This is a genomic window from Paraburkholderia sp. MM5477-R1, assembly GCF_050436385.1.
GTDB lineage: Bacteria > Pseudomonadota > Gammaproteobacteria > Burkholderiales > Burkholderiaceae > Paraburkholderia > Paraburkholderia tuberum.
Window position 1 is genome coordinate 500,644 of record NZ_JBNDMC010000003.1, and the last position, 17,120, is coordinate 517,763.

At 62.7% G+C, this 17,120-nt stretch carries 14 protein-coding genes and 2 pseudogenes; 5 read left to right on the top strand and 11 right to left on the bottom strand.

Features of this window, described 5'->3' with window-relative positions:
• Positions 1-36: 36 nt before the first annotated feature.
• Positions 37-1,944, bottom strand: coding sequence for an AAA family ATPase (locus OKW35_RS05620; RefSeq protein WP_429551443.1), 1,908 nt, complete (start codon positions 1,942-1,944; stop codon positions 37-39).
• Positions 1,945-2,162: 218 nt separating this feature from the next.
• On the opposite strand from OKW35_RS05620, the gene OKW35_RS05625 reads away from it, so the two are divergent.
• From OKW35_RS05625 to OKW35_RS05640, 4 genes and pseudogenes are all read left to right on the top strand, one after another.
• A complete protein-coding gene (locus tag OKW35_RS05625) occupies positions 2,163-2,597 on the top strand; it encodes a hypothetical protein (RefSeq protein ID WP_429551444.1) in 435 nt (144 codons plus the stop codon).
• A 397-nt stretch (positions 2,598-2,994) separates the two neighbouring features.
• On the top strand, positions 2,995-3,141 hold the full coding sequence (locus OKW35_RS05630) for a hypothetical protein (RefSeq protein ID WP_429551445.1): 147 nt from the start codon (positions 2,995-2,997) through the stop codon (positions 3,139-3,141).
• Positions 3,142-3,202: 61 nt separating this feature from the next.
• Positions 3,203-3,667, top strand: coding sequence for a hypothetical protein (locus OKW35_RS05635; RefSeq protein ID WP_429551446.1), 465 nt, complete (start codon positions 3,203-3,205; stop codon positions 3,665-3,667).
• A gap of 1,746 nt (positions 3,668-5,413) precedes the next feature.
• Positions 5,414-5,972: pseudogene (locus OKW35_RS05640) on the top strand (transposase); the annotation flags it as partial.
• A 118-nt stretch (positions 5,973-6,090) separates the two neighbouring features.
• Here OKW35_RS05640 and OKW35_RS05645 read toward each other — a convergent pair.
• Positions 6,091-7,650 carry a methyl-accepting chemotaxis protein gene (locus OKW35_RS05645; RefSeq protein ID WP_429551447.1) on the bottom strand — a complete coding sequence of 520 codons (1,560 nt, stop codon included), beginning with the start codon at positions 7,648-7,650 and terminating at the stop codon, positions 6,091-6,093.
• 248 nt (positions 7,651-7,898) lie between these two features.
• On the opposite strand from OKW35_RS05645, the gene OKW35_RS05650 reads away from it, so the two are divergent.
• Positions 7,899-8,999, top strand: a complete 1,101-nt coding sequence (locus tag OKW35_RS05650; RefSeq protein WP_184059737.1) for an MraY family glycosyltransferase — start codon at positions 7,899-7,901, stop codon at positions 8,997-8,999.
• A 128-nt stretch (positions 9,000-9,127) separates the two neighbouring features.
• Here OKW35_RS05650 and OKW35_RS05655 read toward each other — a convergent pair whose 3' ends face one another.
• From OKW35_RS05655 to OKW35_RS05695, 9 genes and pseudogenes are all read right to left on the bottom strand, one after another.
• Entirely contained in the window at positions 9,128-9,385 is a 258-nt protein-coding gene (locus OKW35_RS05655) for a hypothetical protein (RefSeq protein WP_184059739.1), read from the bottom strand.
• A pseudogene (locus OKW35_RS05660) lies at positions 9,366-9,876 on the bottom strand (DUF2778 domain-containing protein). Before OKW35_RS05660 ends, OKW35_RS05655 begins: the two are co-directional and overlap by 20 nt.
• Positions 9,877-10,239: 363 nt before the next feature.
• Positions 10,240-10,389 (bottom strand): hypothetical protein, encoded by a 150-nt coding sequence (locus OKW35_RS05665; RefSeq protein ID WP_429335865.1) that lies wholly within the window; start codon positions 10,387-10,389, stop codon positions 10,240-10,242.
• A gap of 79 nt (positions 10,390-10,468) precedes the next feature.
• The gene (locus tag OKW35_RS05670; protein WP_429551448.1) at positions 10,469-10,996 is read right to left on the bottom strand and encodes a DUF2778 domain-containing protein; all 528 of its coding nucleotides are present in this window, start codon (positions 10,994-10,996) and stop codon (positions 10,469-10,471) included.
• A 493-nt stretch (positions 10,997-11,489) separates the two neighbouring features.
• Positions 11,490-11,747, bottom strand: coding sequence for a hypothetical protein (locus tag OKW35_RS05675; RefSeq protein ID WP_184045459.1), 258 nt, complete (start codon positions 11,745-11,747; stop codon positions 11,490-11,492).
• Positions 11,728-12,246, bottom strand: coding sequence for a DUF2778 domain-containing protein (locus OKW35_RS05680; RefSeq protein ID WP_429551449.1), 519 nt, complete (start codon positions 12,244-12,246; stop codon positions 11,728-11,730). The genes OKW35_RS05675 and OKW35_RS05680 overlap by 20 nt, the downstream gene beginning before the upstream one ends.
• Positions 12,247-12,725: 479 nt before the next feature.
• On the bottom strand, positions 12,726-14,606 hold the full coding sequence (locus OKW35_RS05685) for a polysaccharide biosynthesis protein (protein ID WP_090803332.1): 1,881 nt from the start codon (positions 14,604-14,606) through the stop codon (positions 12,726-12,728).
• Positions 14,607-14,617: 11 nt separating this feature from the next.
• Entirely contained in the window at positions 14,618-15,640 is a 1,023-nt protein-coding gene (locus tag OKW35_RS05690; RefSeq protein ID WP_429407213.1) for an MraY family glycosyltransferase, read from the bottom strand.
• A 49-nt stretch (positions 15,641-15,689) separates the two neighbouring features.
• Positions 15,690-16,649: an NAD-dependent epimerase/dehydratase family protein gene (locus tag OKW35_RS05695; protein WP_090803328.1), complete on the bottom strand. Its 960-nt coding sequence runs from the start codon at positions 16,647-16,649 to the stop codon at positions 15,690-15,692.
• Between the last annotated feature and the right edge of the window lie 471 nt (positions 16,650-17,120).

Consider the following 17,120-nt stretch of genomic DNA (forward strand, 5'->3'; position numbering starts at 1 on the left):
TGACAGAGGGAGGATGGGAGAGAATGCAACCCGTTTTCAGGCAGGCGACTCTGCAGCGCCGATGCCGAGTGTCCGGGCGGCGGCCTGCATGTCCTCAAGGCACAAAAAGGGCCCGTTGTGCATGTCGTTTTCGATTTCCTCCCCATTGAGAAACCGCATATTGCTCAGGTTGATGGCTTCCTCAATGAGCGCCTCGGCATCGGCAATGGGCCGCCCGGCCAGCAACTGGGCAGCCAGATCTTCGGCGCCCCGCTCCAGCACAATATTCCACCTCGCCTGCCGGTCATCCAGCGTGGACTCCACCCATGCCAGCAGGTCGGCTGCACCAGGCACGTCGAAGCGGATCCGCATCGCAAAGCGCCCGCCGCGCAGCACGGCTGGATCGAGCAGATCCGGATGATTGGTGGCCGCGATGTAGATGACATCCGGTGTACGTCCTGCAGTGCCATCCATCGTGGCGAGCATGCGGTTGGTGAGGGCCGAGACGTTCGAGTGACGCCGGTCGGTCAGGATCGAATCCGCTTCGTCGATGAACACGATGGCCGGGCGCTGGTCTTTTGCCTTGCGCACGAGGTTCTCCCATTCATCGGGGCGGGCAATCAGGTCGGTGCCGGTGGTGGCGAGGAACAGCCAGCCCGACGCCTTCGCCAGTGACATCGCAGCCATCGTTTTGCCAGTGCCGGGGGGGCCATAAAACAGGATCCCGCGCGGCAGGGTGCCGCCGAGCCGGGTGAAGTCCCAGATGTTGCGAAGCCGGTCACCGAGATGGGTCAATATCCCCAGGGAGGCATCGGGCATGACAATGTCTTCAAGCGGGACCACATGCCTGGGCAACGCACTGCGCTGGCCCTGGATGAGGCGCATGGCTCGCATGGCGAGCTCGAAGGTGATGGGGCCGTCGAATTCACTGTCGCGTTGCATCTCGCGCAGTTGCGGGCCGAGGGCGGCCAGCCGGGCGGCGCTGAAGCCGTCCCAGCGGCGCGCAAGTTCGTCGACGGCAGCCTCGTCGATGGCTTCCCGTCCGAGGCACCGGACGATATGCCGCCCGATCAGGTGGCGGCGCGCGGGCAAGTCGGGTGCCGGCACCTCGATGTGGAAATCGAAGCGCCCGGAGCGAATCGCGGCGCGGTCGAGTTGCTCGATGTAGTTCGTGGCGGCGACGAGCACGACCTTCGCGCTGCGCAGATCCACGATTTCCTTGAGCAGCGTGTTGACGACGTCGCGGTCCATCGAGTGGCCCGTCGTGCCATCACGGGGCTTGAGAAATGAATCGATCTCGTCGACGAACAGCACGCAGGGCGCATGGCGTCGCGCGGTACGGAAGAGGCCGCGCAGTTTCTCGGGTGTCTCGTTGATCCACTTCGATGCCATGTCGCCGAAGGCGACGGACAGGAACGGGATGCCGAGTTCACCGGCCAGCGCCTCGGCGAACATCGTCTTGCCGTTTCCGGGTTCGCCAAAGAGCAGGATGCCGTTGCGCGGCTCGCACTCCAGGCCAGCCAGAATGTCCTGCCCGGCGCGCAGCAGGCGGCGTTTGGTGTCGGCCATGCCGGTGAGGTGTTTGAACGAGCCACGGGGACGACGGACAAGGTCGCTGCAGTCGTGTGGAATGGCCTCCATGCTGGCGGGTGCCGGGGTAGCCGGGCGCCCGGTGGGCGTGGGAGCGCGTGATGCGGGCACCGGCGGGGTAGAGGATGAAGCGGCAGGCGTTGCCGATACAACGGTTTCAGACGGCGCCACAGCGGCGGATGCCGCAACGGGTGCCGCTACCGGTACGACTGCAGGGGCGGCTGAAACTGCAGGAGCGGCTTGATCGGATGCCGATGCCCTGGCCATGGAGCGCGAGCGGCCGATCTTTTGATGCAGCGGAATCCACGCGCGCGTGCCTTCGACGTAGAAAGTGGATTTGCGACGAAACGGCTTCTGGATGGCGGAGTATCGCATGGTGACCTCGTGAGGGTGGTGGGGCGGACGGTTCCCGTCCGTTTTGTCGCCGCAGTTGGCGGCGGCAACAGAACCAGGATCTCACAGGATTGGGCCGATGCAAGTCGATGCCGGGAACGCTTTAGGAGGCAAGAAATCTGCACATATAGTGCCGGCCGAATCGGACAGCCAAACCTGCACGTCGTTGCGACCAGGAATCAACGGGCGAGGTGTTTTGAGTGCGTCAGCCGCTGACAGTGGCCTTGCAGTCGTCGCGGGATCGTCAGATCGGCAGGTACGATGGCGGCCGGAACCAACGATGCACATGGAAGAAAGGCGTCACCAGCGATACGGAATCGCTGTTCGTGAGGTCGCTGGTCAGGGCGGCAATGACCTTTGCGCCATCGGCCGAAGCTCTGCGTCTGGAAGTCGCGCGCCACATGCTTGACGAACAGGGATTGCCTGATCTGGCTGCACTGTTCACGACCGACGAGCCCGCTGTCCGGGCGAAGGTGCGCAGGAGCTGCCAGACTAGAGGCGCAAGCCGTAGTAAAGACAAAGGCAAGGGGCGCGCGAAGGAAGGTGTACTGAAACCGGCGACACCGATTACGGTTGCGCTCGCTGGCGTGCGTCGTCATGGCACCTTCGAAGCAAACGGCATTGGCACGCTTTAGCAGGCGAGCACCTGGCGCGAGAGCGAGCTGAATGCCATTCGCGGCATTGGTCCCGGCCTGATATCGGTGTTGAAAGACGCGTTGCTACGCGCATCGCTGGCGCTTCGGACCGAGGAATAAGACGATGAACCTCGCGCCTGTGCGGACCATGATGGGTGAATGCTATTCGTGGGGGCATCGGCGCGACGTGGCCGGGAGACTGTCATATCGCCTGAGTCAACCCGGACCCGGCCATCACTGAGCATGCATACGGCATCAGGCGCGGATGGTTTTACCATCCGCTTCTGTTCGATCCGGTCTGGAAGACGAAGGACTGTGCGAACTATCGCGAGAGGGGAACACAATGGTTAGCAAGACCCGGCAAGCCATCCGTGAATCGCACGACCGGGCGGCGGACATGTTCGCCATCATCGCGAAGCAGGATACGTGCTGCGTGACGGTCAATCGCGCTGAGTTGTGCCGCCTGCTGACGGACCATGCGGTGATCTGCAGCATCGCGCTGGACCCTTTATCGCGCGAAGAAGACCCACAGGAACGGCCATGAGCGCGGCAAGCCTTGGGAAGACGACCCCGACGAATTCACGCTGACCGCGTGCGGCCTGCCGGTGCGTGGCTATCGTCATGAATGCTTCGGCCACTGGTGCGCCTATGTCGGTGTGCCGCCGTCGCATCCGCTGTTCGGGCATGACTTCCGCGACGCCGTACCGTATCCGCCGGGCGCACTGGAACGCCCCTTTGCGATTGATGAGCATGGCGTGCTGAATACGTTCGCGGCGATGTTTGATCGCCCCGAATGGCGCGACGACCATGCGCTGGTCTGCCTGATCATCGGCGTGCATGGCGGCCTGTCGTACTCGGGGCATCTGCGAGGTGACAGCGAGCACTGGTATTTCGGATTCGACTGCGGCCATGCGGGCGACCTTAAGCCTGGCGGGCTTTGCGGTGGCAGCACCTATCGGACGATGGAGTCTGTGAAAGGCGAGTGTCGGCAGCTTGCCGGACAGCTTGCAGGTTACGGGAGGGAAGCGACCGATGAAGATGCCCGGCGGAAACCGAAGACCCGGGAGTGAGCCGGTCATGCCGGACCGGCACGTGGCGATACGCGATCATGGCACACTTCGCCCTGGTGATGATCGAGCTGATAGCACGACGCGCCCATGGCGATGATGGCTACGTGAAATTGCCGAAATCGCCCGCGAGACCCCGAAACTGGCCCCGGGACACAGACGACGGAACTAGGGCGCGCCCTGTGTTGCGCGGAACATGCCGCAGTCCGGAGTTCTGCGGAGAGCATTCCGTCTTAGATCGACGCCTGCATCAAGTTCCTCCAGGGACCGTGCACGGCGATGGGCAAGACAACCGGCTCTCACATCGTCGCCAGCGATTTGATAAGCCAGAGCGTCGCACGACGGGCGGCACCCGTGCCGGCCGATGAACCCGCATCAGATGTTCTTCGGCAAATTCGATTCGCTGACCATTTCACTGACAATCCGCCAACAGGATCTTCGGTGGACATCCAGGCGAAGCCAGCCGCCACCGGTCCGCTGCCACCGGATCGGACGCCCGGCAGCGGCAAGCCCGTCAACTCGTGGAACGAGTGGGACCCGCTCGAGGAGGTGATCGTCGGTCGGCTCGACGGTGCGGTCATCCCTCCATCATGGAAAATCGGCAATGCAAGTCGCTGGCGTCCGTTGTGCCGTGCGCCCCACCACACCTCTTGCTGGCAGCCCCCTGTCGACTCGACTCAGCTCCAATGGCTCAGACGAAGCTCACCAGGCCATACCCATACCGGGCGCGGCTTAAAAAATCGGCACACGACTCACGTCTCTTAACAACCCCACCCGTTTCCTGAAAGTTCCCGTACACGAGCGACGCCATCGTCACCGAAGAGACGGCGCGGCAGAACAGAAGGCGATCCTGACGTCGTCTAGCGTCACGGTAGTCGAGCCCTCATACAGACACCGTAGAGCGGCAAGATCAAGGATTCGCTGCAAGACGATGTCCGTATCCGAGAGGAATCGTTCGTACGCTGCCTGTGCCACACAGTCGGTCGTGTGACGCGATATGGAGAAAGCGTCGGCCGCCATCGTCCTGAGTTTTGTACGCACATACGAAGCGATCCATGTTTCGCGCGGGTCCGCGCTTCCAGGCATGAAGGTGCAACCTGTGACGCCGCGCGCCTCCGTCCAGCTCCCTTGCGCCCCGGCGCAATCAGCAAAGACGTGCTCGTGTGCGCGTCGCTGTGCGGACCGTCCATCACTGCCCGCAGACATTGTCGACCCAGCACTGGGACGGCCGCTCCGAAAGGCTTGGGCCACACTGGCATTGGTGCGCTTTATCACTCTTCATCTCAACTCTCATGAGTAACGGGGTAAGGAAGAATGCGATCTCCTCTTTGCTGAGGAGGTTCGCCAAACCAGTATCCCCCGGAAATCGCAAATGCAAGTCGCGCTCGCGAACCACCGTGAGATCGATCCGGAACGCTGCGGGGACAACACCAAAGGACGGGCGACACACGGATCTGGCCCGCGCAACACTCTCAATTTGAGAGCAGACGGTGACCTCAAGAACTGCCAGCGCAACGAAGCGCTGCGGCCCTGTCCGCCGCAGTCGCTCTCGGCGGCGGCTCGTCCTTAGAAGCTCTCAAGAAGCCCGGGAGAAGAGATGGGTCTTCAGGGCGTCGGCGAGCTTGGCTGGAGCTGGAATCCGGGGGCCGAGGCACGTTGCCTGAGGGCTGCAATGCTGCGCTGCCGTTGCTGAGGCGGTCGGAGAAAGTAGACGCCAACATTCCGTGGAATTTGGGAATGGAGGCGCACATGAATCGAATCCCCAAGGCGGTCTACACGAAGGAATTCCGTGAAGAGGCCGTGAAGTTGGCAATGACCGAGGGCGTCGGCATCTCGGAGGCTGCGCGTCGGCTTTCAATTTCGATGAAGACGCTGGCGAACTGGGTGCGTGCCGCGAAGGCCGGCAAGCTCAAAAGCGTCGGTCAGCATCAGAAGCCGCTCACGGAAATCGAAGCTGAGCTGAGGCGGGTCAAGCGGGAACTGGCCAAAGTGAAGATGGAGCGCGATTTGCTAATAAAATTCGCGACGTACTTCGCGAAGGAGTCGCGGTGAGGTACGGTGTGATTGAACAGATGTGCCGGGTGTTGGGCGTTTCCGTCAGCGGCTATTACGCGTGGCGCAAACGGCCGCTGTCGTTGCGGGCACAACAGGAGCCACGCCTCGAAGCTGAAGTACTTGCAGCGCATCAGCGTACTCGCGAGAGCTTCGGTCCAGAGCGTTTGCAGAAACACCTCGACGGGCACGGCGTGCGGTCGGGGTTCACCGAATAAAACGGCTACGCAAAAAGCTCGGGCTGCGATGCAGGCAGTAACGCAAGTTCAAGGCGCCCGCCCGCTCGGGTCCCCGCAAAGCGCTCACGCCGACCAAAGTTATCTTTTGCGTCCATGGCGTGAGTGGGCCGCCATGGGATGTCCCCTCGGTCCCGCCTACGCCGCCTTCGCGTCGAGCCGAAACACCGCCACCGCATCACGCAGCGCCACCGCGTGCTCTTCCAGCGATTTCGCCGCGGCCGCAGCCTGCTCGACGAGCGCCGCGTTGTGTTGCGTGACCTCGTCGATCTGCGACACGGCCTTGTTGACCTGCTCGATACCGTCGCTCTGCTCGAGCGCCGACGCCTCGATCTCCCTCATCACACCGGTCACGCGTTCGACCGCGCTCATCGCTTCATGAATCGTCTTCTGCGCATCCGACACGAGCGAGGCGCCCTCTTCCACCTTCGCCGCCGATTCGCCGATCAGTTCCTTGATCTCCTTGGCCGCCGCCCCTGAGCGCTGCGCGAGACTACGTACCTCCGAGGCCACCACCGCGAAGCCGCGTCCCTGCTCGCCCGCGCGCGCCGCTTCGACGGCCGCGTTCAACGCGAGAATATTGGTCTGAAACGCGATCCCCTCGATCATGCCGATGATCTCCGTGACCTTGCGCGACGACTCGCTGATGCCGTCCATCGTCTCGGTCACGCGCGACACCACCTTGCCGCCGCGCGTGACCGTATCGAGCGCGCCGTGCGCGAGGCGGTTCGCCTGCCTGGCGTTGTCGGCGTTCTGTTTCACGGTCGCCGACAGCTGCTCCATGCTCGCCGCGGTCTGCTGCAGCGCGGCCGCCTGCTGCTCGGTGCGCGCCGACAGATCGGCATTGCCCGACGCGATTTCGTTCGCGCCCTGCGTGATCGCGCTCGTGCTGCCGCGCACCTTGCCGACCGTTTCGACGAGGCCGTCGCGCATCCGCGTCAGCGCGCCGAGCAGCTGGCCCATCTCGTTGCGCGATTTCACCTTGATCGCGACGCTCAGGTCGCCGGCCGCGATGCGCTCGAAGTGCTTGACCGTCGCGTTGACCGGCTTGATCAGCGCCGACGACAACGCGACCCGAGCGCCCACCGCGATCACGAGAGCGATCACCGCGATCGCGCCGAACAGCACTGTCGCGAGCTGGAAGCGTCGCGCGCCGGTCGCGGCCTGCTGATGCTGATGGTCCATCTGCGCTTTTTCGAGCGCGTCGATCGCTTTCGAGTAGGACGCGTACAGGCTGTTCGCCGTGTCGCCCTGGATGTTGCGGAAGGTGTTGAAGTCGAAGTCGATCAATGCCTTGAATTCCGGTTCGATCGCCTTGTCGACGAGCGCCGCGCGCGCGTCGCCGACGCTCTGCGCGAGCTTGCGCTCTGCGTCGCTCGCGAACGGGCCGGCCATGTAGTTGCGGAAGTCGTTGTTCGATTCGAGCAGCACCTTGTGCGCGGCCGGCAGCAGATCGTCGGTCTGCTTGCCGACGCTGAACAAGGTCTGATAGGTGCCCAATGCGAGCTGCACCTGCAGAAGCTTCTCGGAACTCGCCTTCAGATGCGACAGCGCGACCGCACTGCGCTGGGTGTCGTCGAGGCTGTCGTTGGCGAGCTTCAGCGCGCCGTAGCCGACAGCGATCACCGTCAGAAGGAAGGCGACGAATACGCTGATCACGAGCGTCAGTCCGCCACGAATTGTGATGTTATTAAGCATTGGGTCTCCGGAACACCTTTGTTGCGCGCGACTTACACTTCGTCGCATCCAGGTTTACGGTTGCGGCGCGCGCGCGCCGCATAGGGGGAATCCATGAGGAGCGAGCGCTCACGGGCCTGTGCGGGCCACTTCGGTCTCGCTATCTGGGATTTTTTGCCGGCCTGGATGAAAGCTTCGCGCCCGTGCCGCGCGCCGGCCGCCGCACGTTTCGTTTGTATAATTCCGCGTCTTCGCTCAGGCCCACTTTCATGCTTAGTTTTGCGCTCGGCTTTCTCGTCTCTCTGCTGATCACGCTGTTGATCGTGCGCTATGCGCATCTGCATGAAAAGTTCTCGACCGACACCGATCTGGCCGGCGTCCAGAAATTCCACGTGCGGCCGGTGCCGCGCATCGGCGGGACTGGGATTCTGGTCGGGCTGATCGTCTCCGCGGTGCAATTGCATCGCGCGTATCCGGCCGTATCGGGCAGCATTCTCGGGTTGATCGCGTGCGGCATGCCGGCGTTCGGCTCGGGACTCGTCGAGGATCTGACCAAGCGCGTGTCGCCGCTCGCACGCCTGATCTGCACGATGGCGGCCGCCGCGCTCGCCTGGTTCTTTCTCGACATCGCGGTCACGCGCATCAGCGTGCCGCCGCTCGACTTTCTGCTGTCATATGCGGCGATCTCGTTCGTGGTCACGGTGCTCGCGGTCGCGGCGCTCGCCAACGCGATCAATATCATCGACGGCTTCAACGGCCTCGCGTCGATGGTCGCGTTCATGATGTTCGCGTCGCTCGCGTATGTGGCGTTCCAGGTGCACGACCCGGTCGTCCTGTCCGCGTCGTTCATGATGATGGGCGCGGTGCTCGGCTTCTTCATCTGGAACTTCCCGGCCGGGCTGATTTTTCTCGGCGACGGCGGTGCTTACTTCATCGGCTTCATGCTCGCCGAGCTGTCGATCCTGCTCGTGATGCGCAATCGCGACGTATCCGCGTGGTATCCAATGCTGCTCTTCATGTACCCGATCTTCGAGACCTGCTTCTCGATCTACCGCAAGAAGTTCATTCGCGGCATGTCGCCGGGCATTCCGGATGGCGTGCATCTGCATATGCTGGTCTACAAGCGGCTGATGCGCTGGGCGGTCGGCGCGCGCACCGCGCGCGAGCTGACGCGCCGCAACTCGCTGACGTCGCCGTATCTGTGGCTGCTGTGCCTGATTGCAGTCGTGCCGGCGACGCTGTTCTGGCGGCACACGCTGCATCTGTTCTGCTTCGTTGTCGTGTTCGCCGCGACGTATGTGTGGCTATACGTGAGCATCGTGCGGTTCAAGTCGCCGCGGTGGATGGTGGTGAGGAAGGGGAAGCGGTGAGCAGAAACGACAAAGGCTGAAATCGGCTCACTCGGCTCGAAATGTAGCAATAAATCCTCTCTTCACGAGATTCCTCCAAATTCATCAATGCACGGGATAAACAAAAGCCCCGTCGCCGGGGCTTTTGTTTATCCCGTGCGATACCACCGCCATAGCTTCAGGATCGCCACATACGCCAGCGCCGCCACGATCAGTTCGATAGTCACCCACACCATGTAATACAGGTCATCAGGGTCACGCACACCGAGCCAATCGGAAGCCGCCCAATATGCATTCGACTCGCTTTCTGTCCACTCGTACGGATACGGCCGGACATAAAGAACAGAGAGAACGAACAGCGCCAGAAACAACGTGACCTTGAACAGTCTACGGGCAAGTGTTGCCATATGTGATGACCTCAATTGTTCCGTAGGCCCGAAATGCCGGCAGGGATCGTCATGGTGCGCAGCAGCGCATTGCGGATTCTCATGAAATCGCTATGGCTCGGCAAGGTAATGCAACCAAGTGATGCGCCGTGCCCGCCTGCTGGATGCAACCGGAACTGCCCACGCTTGACACCATTGACCCAAGTGAAATCATCGACTAGTCCATCATCCCGATACAGGGCGAACCAGTCACCGTGATTCGACGGATGGCCGAAAACGGCATTCAACGCGTCTTTTCCCAATGCGTAAGCCTGTGAACGGATGCCACCAGTCGGACGGTCGACGATCCAGTATTTGCCGGCGGGAATCGGCGCCTTGCTAGGCACAGCCGTGCAGCCGCCCCGATTGCGGTATTGCCGGTCGCCAGAATAAGCGTCAAAGGTGCCGATGCCAGAAATGGTGAGCGGTGATAGTGGCTCGTTATTCACGAGGAATTTGCCGGTGTAGGCCATATGTCACACCTCCTGATTACGCTGGCTGTAGGTCATTGCGTCCTGAACAGGTTCCTCCCGTCGTGGAACCTTGACCGTAAGCGCGCGTGCCCCTGGCGCGCTACAGGTCGATTCCCGATTTGCCGCCTCCTTCGCCTGGGCAAGAAAAAGCGCGCCACAAGGGCGCGCAAAAATTTGCATCACAGATAAAAGAGCTAACCGAACCGCCACCTCAGCGAGAAAGCGATACCGGGTTGCGACGATTCAATGCTAGGTGTATGTGCCGGGCGCAGGCTTCAGACGACTCCGAAAAGCCGGGGCGTGCGCGATGGTCGTCAACTCTCCTGAGCAAAAATAGAAAAATCCCGTCGCCGGGGCTTTCGTCTACTTCGTGCGGTGCCACCGCCATAGCTTCATGATCGCCACATACGCCAGCACCGCCACGAGCAGTTCGATAGTCATCCACAGGCCGATATACAGGTTTTCGGGATCGCCGATACCTAGCACCTCCGAAGCGTGTATCCATGCACGCATCTCAGACTCGGTCCACCCATCGTCGTACGGTCGGACAAATCGGAATGACAGAAGGTACAGACCTATAAACAGCAGGACTTTAAGCACCCTTCGGACAGGTGTTGCCATCGGTGATGACCTCAATTGTTCCGTAGGCGCGAAGCCCCGAATTGCCGGCAGGGATCGTCATGGTGTGAAGGAGTGAGTTGCGGATTCTCAGGAAATCCGTACGGCTCGGCAGGGTAATGCAGCCAAGCGAAACACCCCGACCACCTGCCGGATGCAACCTGAAGTTTCCACGCCGCACGCCGTTGATCCATGTGTAATCGTCGATTAGCCCATCATCACGATACAGTGCAAACCATTCACTGTGATCGGTCGGGTACGACGAGTAGTAATTGAACTCATCTTTTAACCACGTTTCTACCGCAGAGCGCACGCCGCCAGTAGGGCGCGGGACGATCCAGTACTTGCCAGCGGGGATCGGCCCGTTATTGGGAACCATTGTGCAGCCGCCCCGATTGCGGTATTGGCCGTTGCCGGAATAGGCGTCGAATGTGCCGATGCCATTAATGGTGAGCGGTGACAGCGGCGCGTTGTTCACGAGAAATTTGCCGAAGTAAGCCATGTTTCACGCCTCCTGATTGCGCTGGCTGTAGGTCATTGCGTCCTGCATAGGTTTCTCCCGTTGGTGAGCCTGGACCGTAAGCGCGCGTGCCGCTGGCGCGCTACAGGTCGATTCCGGATTTGCCGCCTCTTGCGCCTGGACAAAAAAAAGCGCCACAGGGGCGCGCAATACCTTTGCATCACAGAAAAAGAGCCAACCGGGGCGCCACCTCAGCGGGAACGACATACCGGGCGGCGATGGTTCAATGCTAGGTGTATGTGCCGGGCGCAGGCTTCAGACGACTCCGAAAAGCCGGGGCATGCGCGATGGTCGTCAACTCTCCTGGGCAAAATCGGGATAGGGGCAGGCCTCGCGGCCCGACCCCTCCCACATACATGGACGCCCCCGTTTTGCCAGGCCTTCACCACCATCAGGTTGGACAGGGGACTCACACCCCCAAGCTGTTGCGCATGCTCGGCGCACAATAGAAAAGCCCCGTCGCCGGGGCTTTCGTCTACTTCGTGCGATACCACCGCCATAGCTTCATGATCGCCACATACGCCAGCGCCGCCGCGATCAGTTCAATCGTCACCCACACCACGAAATACAAATCTTCGGGATCGCGGACACCAAGCCAACGTGAAGCACCAAACCATGCGCGCGACTCGCTTTCTGTCCACTCATAATGGTACGGACGGACATAGAGCAGAGAGAGATAGCACAGGCCGATAAACAGGGCGACCTTGAACACCCTACGGGCAAGTGTTGCCATAAGTGATGACCTCAATTGTTCCGTAGGCGAGAAGGCCCGAACTGCGCGCGGGAATTTTGACCGTGTGCAGCAGCGCGTTGCGGATTCTCATGAAATCGCTATGGCTCGGCAGCGTGATGCAGCCAAGCGAAATCCCGCGTCCGCCTGCCGGATGCAAACGGAACTGCCCGCGTTTGACGCCATTAATCCACGTCAGATCATCAATCGTCCCATCATCACGATATAGCGCGAACCAATCACCGTGATTCGATGGGTGACCCATTGCTGCATTCCACTCATCTTTTGCCCATGCAAACACCTGAGAACGGATGCCGCCCGTGGGGGGGTCCACGATCCAGTATTTACCGGCAGGGAGCGGCCCATCATTAGGCACCATCGTGCAGCCGCCCCGATTGCGATATTGATTGTTGCCTGAATACGCGTTGAACGTGCCGATGCCAGAAATGGTGAGCGGTGATAGTGGCTCGTTATTCACGAGAAATTTGCCCGTGTAGGCCATGTGTCACGCCTCCTGATTGCGCTGGCTGCAGGTCATTGCGTCCTGCATAGGTTCCTCCCGTTGGTGAACCTTGACCGTAAGCGCGCGGGCCACTGGCGCGCTACAGGTCGATTCCGGATTTGCCGCCTTTTGCGCCGGGACAAAAAAAAGCGCCACGCGAGCGCGCAAAACCTTTGCATTACAGAAAAAGAGCCAACAGAGCCGCCAGAGCCGCCAGCTCAGCGGGAACGACATACCGGGCGGCGACGGTTCAATGCTAGGTGTATGTGCCGGGCGCAGGCTTCAGACGACTCCGAAAAGCCGGGGCGTGCGCGATGGTCGTCAGCTCTCCTGGGCAAAAATAAAAAAAGCCCCAGCATGTCTGTAGGGGCTCTTATCGATAAACATCCGACGGCCAACTTCAACGGGTCAAATGACCTGCCTTCGCGGGTACTGATTCAATGCTTCGACTACTCCGATGACTCGCGGCGGCGGAACGCCTACGACACCCGCGTCGCCGGCGCCACACTACGCAGTGTCGTCGCGGTCGCTGGCAGATACTCCGGCACCCAGCGCCGCAGATCGCGCCGCACTTCATCGTCGGCCGGCACGCGATGCTGCATCAGCCACGGCAGCAGATTGTCGATCAGGCTGTCCGGCACCTCGCGCGCCTGTGCGATGCGCAGCTTCGGATGCGGCGTGCGCGTGGTGGTTTCGTCGTCCGCGAGCAGTTCTTCGTAAAGCTTCTCGCCCGGACGCAAACCCGTGAACACGACGCGAATCTGCTCTTCGGTGAAACCGTACAGGCGGATCAGATCGTGCGCGAGATCGGCGATTCGCACCGGCTTGCCCATGTCGAGAATGAAAATCTCGCCGCCGCGCCCCATGCTCGACGCCTGCAACACGAGTTGCGACGCCTCCGGAATCGTCATGAAGAAACGCGTGATTTCCGGATGCGTGACCGTCACCGGCCCGCCGCGCGCGATCTGCTCCTGGAACTTCGGAATCACGCTGCCCGCGCTGCCGAGCACGTTGCCGAAGCGCACCGTCTCGAACTGCGTGCGCCGCGCGCCCTGCTGCTGCAGCGCCGAGCACGCCATCTCCGCGAGCCGCTTGCTCGCGCCCATCACGTTGGTCGGGTTGACCGCCTTGTCGGTCGAGATCAGCACGAAATGCGCGACGTCGTGGCGGATCGCCGCGCGCGCGACGCGGTACGTGCCAAGCACGTTGTTGCGCACCGCCTGCCAAGTGTTGACCTCTTCCATCAACGGCACATGCTTGTAGGCCGCCGCATGAAACACGATGTGCGGACAGTAGCGCGCCATCACCTGATCGAGCAGCAGCGAGTCCTTCACGTCGCCGACGATCGGCACCACCGACACTTCCGGATATTTGTCGCGCAGCTCTTCGTTCAGCCGATAGATCGAGAACTCGGAGATGTCGAACGCGACCAGTTGCACCGGACCGAAGCGCAGGATCTGCCGGCATAGCTCCGAGCCGATCGAGCCGCCCGCGCCCGTCACCATCACGACGCGGTTTTTCAGCAGCGCGGCGACGTGCTCGGTGTCGATCGTCACCGGGTCACGGCCGAGCAGGTCTTCGAGATCGATCTGCCGCACCCGCGACAGGAACGCCTGACCTTGCGTGAGCGGCGTGAGCGCGGGCAGCGTCATCGCGCGTACGCCGGCGCGCACGCACAGCGTGGCGATGCGCCGATGCGCCTCCACCGACGCCGACGGCACCGCGATGATCACATGCTCGACCTTCAGCTCCGTGCAGATTTTCTGCAGATCGCTGATCGCACCAACCACGCGATAGCCGTAGATTTCACGGCCCTGCTTGATCGGATCGTCGTCGAGCAGACCGACGAGGCGCCATTGGCCCGAGCGCTTCAGCTCGCGCACGAGGTTCGCGCCGGCATTGCCCGCGCCGAGCACGAGCACCGGCTTGCCCTGGCCGACCAGTCCGCCGTAGCGATAGAACTCCTTGGCCGCGCGATACAGCGCGCGTGAGCCGCCCATCGTCAGGAACAGCAGCATCGGCGACACGATCAGCACCGAGCGCGGCACGACCGGCGCCGGCTGCAACAGCGCCGAGCCGATCACGACGACCAGCGCGCCGACGCCGATCGCTTTCGCGATCCGCACGAGATCGGGCAGGCTCGCGAACACCCACATGCCGCGATAGAGGCCGTAGCCGCGGAACATCACCGCGTAGATCAGCAGCACCCACACGAGCGCATGCAGCCCGCTCGACCAGAACGGCGCGGGCACCGGTCCGTTGAACCGGATCACATAGGCCAGCAGCCAGGCCATTGCCACCGCGCACAGGTCGAACGCAAACGCACTGAACGAAAGCCATCTGGCTTTGAAGCTTTTCATTGCGCAGAACCTCAGATTGGCCCGGAACGGGACACATGGCGCCGCCAGCGGCGATCGATACACAGCCCCGCGATGACCAGCACGGCAGCCCATGCGACGACAACCAGCCATTGATACAGAAGAGCGAATTGTAGCGCCCAGATAGCAAGCATTATGCCCACCGCCATGAACAAATACCAAATCCACGCGGTCGATGCGTGCCCCAACCCCGACTGCACCAGTCTTTGATAGTAGTGTTCACGATGCGCCTGCCAAAATTTTTCACCGCGCAGCAGACGCTTGAGCAGCGTGACCGACGCATCGCCGATGAACGGCGCGAAGCACAGCGCCGGAAACCACACCGGCCATACACCCTCGCGCCACCCCCAATAGCCGAGCGCGCCGGCCAGAAAGCCGAGCGGGATCGAGCCGGCGTCACCGAGAAAGATGCGCGCTGGGTGAAAGTTGAACAGCAGAAAGCCCGCGGCCGCGCCTGTGACGATCAGGCTCGCCGTCGCGAGCGCCGGGTCCGCGTGCGACGACAGCGAGGCGGCCACCGCATAGCCGCCGAAGCCGAACAGCGCCATGCCGCCAGCGAGGCCGTCCGAGCCGTCCATGAAGTTGTAGAGATTGACGAGCCACACGAGTAGAACCGCCATGCACGCGAGCGCCCACCACGGCACGTCGGCCGGATAGACGGCGATCAGTGCCGCCACCGCCGCCGCATGACCGCCGAAGCGCACGCGTGCGGGCAGGCCACGTCGATCGTCGAGCTGCGAGAGCGCCGCGAGCAGCGCCGCGGCAAGCGCGGGCAGCCACAGCGACGGCGCCGCCAGCGCGATCAGCAGCACCGCGACCGGCACGATGCCCCAACCGCCGACGCGCGGCGTCGGGCGCGTGTGCAGCGAGCGGTCGTTGGGAACGTCGGTGGCGAGCCGCCACGCGAGGCCGGTGCGCAGCAGCGTCCACAGAATCGCCGCGCAGGCGGCGAGCGCGGCGACGCCCCACGGCAGTAGAGAGACGACGGAAGAGGCAGAGTGTGCAGCGAGCGGCATCGATAGCGTTAGCGGGTCAGGTCGGAGTCAAGGCGGGTTCAACCCGTGGTCAATGCGTTGAGCGATACCACGCCGCGGTTTCGAGCAGCCCATGCTCGACCGTATGCGGCGCAGACCAGTTCAGACATTCGCGGATATGCGAGCTGTCGACGCGCAGCTCGCCGGTCAATCGATCGATCTGCGCCGAGCGGCCGGTCAGGCGACCCGCGAGACGCAGCAGGCTGGCAGGCACCGGCACGAGCCGCGCGGGCACGTGAAGCTGCGTGGCCAGCAGACGCGCGAGTTCCGGCACGCTGAGGTCGCGGCCGTCGGTCACATGGAAGGTTTCGCCGGCCGCGCGCGGATCGGTCGCGCAATGCACGAGCGCGTCCGCGAGGTTATCGACGAACACGAGGCTGCGCAGCGCGCTGAGCGCGCCGAGCGGCAACGGAATGCCTCTCGCGACCGCGTTCATCAGCTGCAGGAAGTTCGCGCGCACGCGCGGCCCGTAGACCAGCGGCGGCCGCACCACGACGACTTCGAGACCCGTCGAGCGGCCGTAGTCGAACAGCGCGCGCTCGGCTTCCAGTTTCGAGATGCCATACGCATCGGACGGCGCGGGCTGATCCGTTTCAGCGATCGGCCGGCCGCTGCTCGCCTCGCCCATCGCCTTGATGCTGCTGACGAACACGAAGCGCCTCGCGCCCGCGCGCCGCGCCGCGGCCGCGACGCGCAAGCTGCCCTCGACATTGGTCGCGCGATAGGCGGCGAGCGGCTCGGTCAGGGTCTCCCGCATCACGTGCACGCGCGACGCCAGATGGATCACCGCATCGCAAGTGAGCGCGACCGGCCAGCGCTGGTCGATGCCCGCGAAGTCTTCGGTATCGAGCAGCCATTCGCGCACGCCCTCGGCGGCCGTCTGCGGCCGGCGCACCACGCCGGTCACGCGATCGCCCCGCCGCAGCAACGCGCGGGACACCGCCTGGCCGACGAAGCCGTTGGCGCCGGTGACGAGGATCTGCAGACTCATCGCAATGCTCCGTCATGCACTTCGCGGCGCACGATTATGCCCACGCCATGCCGCGCGACCCGCGCAAACAGACGATCGCCGTCAGGACTCGACGCGGCCGCAAACGGCGGGAAAGGCGGATCAGACACGCTACAATCTGGCATCGGCGGTGCTTTCTCAGGAAGTCTGGCTGGGAACGTATTGTATTCGGGCGACACCCGTCGCGGCCTGCGAGTCGTCAGGGATGGCATCGCGCCACCTGGGCGCTAGAATGTCTGCGCTGCCGCGACCACGCCGGCAGCCCCAACACGCGGCACGAGCCTCGGGCCGTGATAATAAAACGGACCTGCGCCTGCTGGCGCGTCGTTCGTACACTTCGTAACAACTCAAACATATTCGCGCATGTGGAATTCGTGGTATCGATCCGACGTGCTCGACAACAGCACACGCCGGCCTGCTCGCTGGCCGTGCGATCGGGCCCCGGCCCGCGCA

Excerpts from the sequence above, each read along its gene's own strand:
- OKW35_RS05620 (WP_429551443.1), bottom strand. The coding sequence starts at position 1,944 with ATGCGATACTCCGCCATCCAGAAGCCGTTTCGTCGCAAATCCACTTTC.
- OKW35_RS05630 (WP_429551445.1), top strand. The coding sequence starts at position 2,995 with ATGTTCGCCATCATCGCGAAGCAGGATACGTGCTGCGTGACGGTCAAT.
- OKW35_RS05645 (WP_429551447.1), bottom strand. The coding sequence starts at position 7,650 with ATGCTTAATAACATCACAATTCGTGGCGGACTGACGCTCGTGATCAGC.
- OKW35_RS05650 (WP_184059737.1), top strand. The coding sequence starts at position 7,899 with ATGCTTAGTTTTGCGCTCGGCTTTCTCGTCTCTCTGCTGATCACGCTG.
- OKW35_RS05655 (WP_184059739.1), bottom strand. The coding sequence starts at position 9,385 with ATGGCAACACTTGCCCGTAGACTGTTCAAGGTCACGTTGTTTCTGGCG.
- OKW35_RS05665 (WP_429335865.1), bottom strand. The coding sequence starts at position 10,389 with ATGCGTGCATGGATACACGCTTCGGAGGTGCTAGGTATCGGCGATCCC.
- OKW35_RS05670 (WP_429551448.1), bottom strand. The coding sequence starts at position 10,996 with ATGGCTTACTTCGGCAAATTTCTCGTGAACAACGCGCCGCTGTCACCG.
- OKW35_RS05675 (WP_184045459.1), bottom strand. The coding sequence starts at position 11,747 with ATGGCAACACTTGCCCGTAGGGTGTTCAAGGTCGCCCTGTTTATCGGC.
- OKW35_RS05680 (WP_429551449.1), bottom strand. The coding sequence starts at position 12,246 with ATGGCCTACACGGGCAAATTTCTCGTGAATAACGAGCCACTATCACCG.
- OKW35_RS05685 (WP_090803332.1), bottom strand. The coding sequence starts at position 14,606 with ATGAAAAGCTTCAAAGCCAGATGGCTTTCGTTCAGTGCGTTTGCGTTC.
- OKW35_RS05690 (WP_429407213.1), bottom strand. The coding sequence starts at position 15,640 with ATGCCGCTCGCTGCACACTCTGCCTCTTCCGTCGTCTCTCTACTGCCG.
- OKW35_RS05695 (WP_090803328.1), bottom strand. The coding sequence starts at position 16,649 with ATGAGTCTGCAGATCCTCGTCACCGGCGCCAACGGCTTCGTCGGCCAG.